Genomic DNA, 2,157 nt, shown 5'->3' on the forward strand with positions numbered 1-2,157 from the left:
ATGACCACCCCCCCACCCCCCGAATACACCCCCATGCGCCCCGGCCTGTTCCAGCGCTGGCTGACGTTGTGGCACATCATCTACGTCGGCGGGCTGCTCGGCGTGCTGGGGCTGGCGCTGGAAGACACGTGGGGGGCGTGGGGGTGGCGCGAGGCGGCGCTGGTCGCCATCGTCGCCGTCCTCATCACCGCCTACGTGCGCCTGCTCGTCTTCGAATTGCGCTGGCCCTACCCCAACTGGCTGCTCACCCTCTACTTCAGCGGCGCGCTGGGGCTGCTGGCGCTGGCGACGTGGCTTCACCCGGTCTTCATCTTCATTGTGGGCATGCTCTTCGGCCAGATGTTCGGCATCCTGCCGCCCGTGCTGGCCCTGCCGGGCGCGACCGCCGTGCTGGGCGTCATTCTGCTGGCCTCGAATAACTGGCAACTGCCGCGCGACATCGGCTGGGGAACCGTCCTGTTCGTCGCCGGCCAGTTGGGGCTGATGCTCATGCTGTATCTGTACGTCTACCACGTCTTCCGCACCAGCCAGGAGCGCGCCGGCCTGGTCAACGAATTGCGCGCGGCCAACGAGCAGTTGGAGCGGGCGCGGGCGCAGGCGTCGGAACTGGCCGCGCTGCGCGAGCGGGAGCGCGTGGCCCGCGACCTGCACGACGGCCTGGGGCATACGCTCGTCGCCCTGTCGCTCCAATTGGAGGCCATCCAGCGCCTCTACCCGGTCGATCCCGCCCGCGCCTCGGCCCAGGTGGACGACATGAAGCAGCTGACGCGCCAGAGCATGGCCGATCTGCGCCGCACGCTGGAGGGGCTGCGCGCCTCCGGGCTGGGCGACGAGGCGCTCGGCCCGGCCATCGACCGGCTGTGCGCCGGTCTGGCCGCCCGCGCCGGCCTCGACGTGGCCTGGCAAGTAGACGACGCCGCGCGCGACCTGCCCCGCCCCGTGGCCGAGACGCTGTGGCGGGTGGCCCAGGAGGCGCTGGTCAACGTCGAGCGCCACGCCGGGGCGACGGCCGTCCGGGTGAGCGTCGCCATGGTCCCCGGCGGCGTGGAACTGGTCGTGCGCGACGACGGGGCCGGCCTGCCGCCCGACGCCGAGACGCGCCCCGGCCACTACGGCCTGCGCGGCATCCGCGAGCGGGTCGAGGGGTTGGGCGGGACGCTGGCGCTGGAGTCGAATCAGCCGGGGGCAGTGGTGCGGGCGCGGTTGCCGCTCGTTGGTCGTTCGTAGTCAGGCAATGTTGAAGCTTGCCAATTAAACACGGATAGGACACGGATTGAACGGATTCAACGGATTGACTGTCTTCAGAGCAGGTTTCAATCCGTGGAATCCGTCCTATCCGTGTCCTATCTGTGTTTAATGGGTCACTCTCAAAAATGCCTGATTACAAACCCCCGTCCGCATCTGAGGATGCGGACTCCGTTCCCCCGTTCCCCCGCTCCCCCGCTCCCCCGCCCCCCATTTCCAGGTGCGACCCACTTCAGAGAGTGGGTTGCACCGGGAACTTGAGCCTCTTACAATGGCTCCATGATCTCGCTCCTCCTCATCGAAGACCAAACCCTCATGCGCCAGGGCCTCCACACCTTGCTCGACCTGGAGCCGGGCATGAGCGTCGTCGGTGAGGCGGCCGACGGCGAGGCAGGCGTGCGCGCCGCGCTGGCGTTGCGCCCCGACGTGGTGCTGATGGACGTGCAGATGCCGGGGCTGAACGGCGTCGAGGCTACGGCGGCCATCTGCGCCGCCTGGCCCGCCGCCCGCGTCATCATCCTGACCACCTTCGACCGCGACGACTACGTCTTCCAGGCCATCCGCGCCGGGGCGATGGGCTACCTGCTGAAGGACGCTCCGGCCGACGACCTCATCCGCACCATCCGCCGCATCCACGCCGGCGAGGTCTTCATCCAGCCGGAGATCGCCTCGCGCACCCTGCGCGAACTGCTCCGGCCGCAGCAAGGCCCGCTGGAGCCGCTGTCCGACCGGGAGCGGGAGGTACTGGTGCTGCTGGCTCAGGGCGCGTCGAACCGGGAGATCGCCGAGCGGCTGGTCATCAGCGAGGGGACGGTGAAGAACCACGTCTCCAACATCCTGAGCAAGCTCCAGGCCGAGAACCGCACGCAGGCGGCCGAACTGGCGCGGCGGTACGGTCTCACTTAAGGGAGG

At 69.1% G+C, this 2,157-nt stretch carries 2 protein-coding genes; both read left to right on the plus strand.

The annotated features are described in order from the left end of the window. A partial coding sequence (locus ACE3UY_RS05145) for a sensor histidine kinase (RefSeq protein ID WP_374686481.1) occupies nt 1-1,227 on the plus strand: 1,227 nt, incomplete at its 5' end. Nucleotides 1,228-1,524: 297 nt separating this feature from the next. Then, nucleotides 1,525-2,151 carry a response regulator gene (locus tag ACE3UY_RS05150; protein ID WP_374686482.1) on the plus strand — a complete coding sequence of 209 codons (627 nt, stop codon included), beginning with the start codon at nt 1,525-1,527 and terminating at the stop codon, nt 2,149-2,151. The last annotated feature ends 6 nt before the right edge of the window (nt 2,152-2,157 follow it).

Source organism: Promineifilum sp. (SeqCode) (genome assembly GCF_041918635.1).
Taxonomy (GTDB): domain Bacteria; phylum Chloroflexota; class Anaerolineae; order Promineifilales; family Promineifilaceae; genus Promineifilum.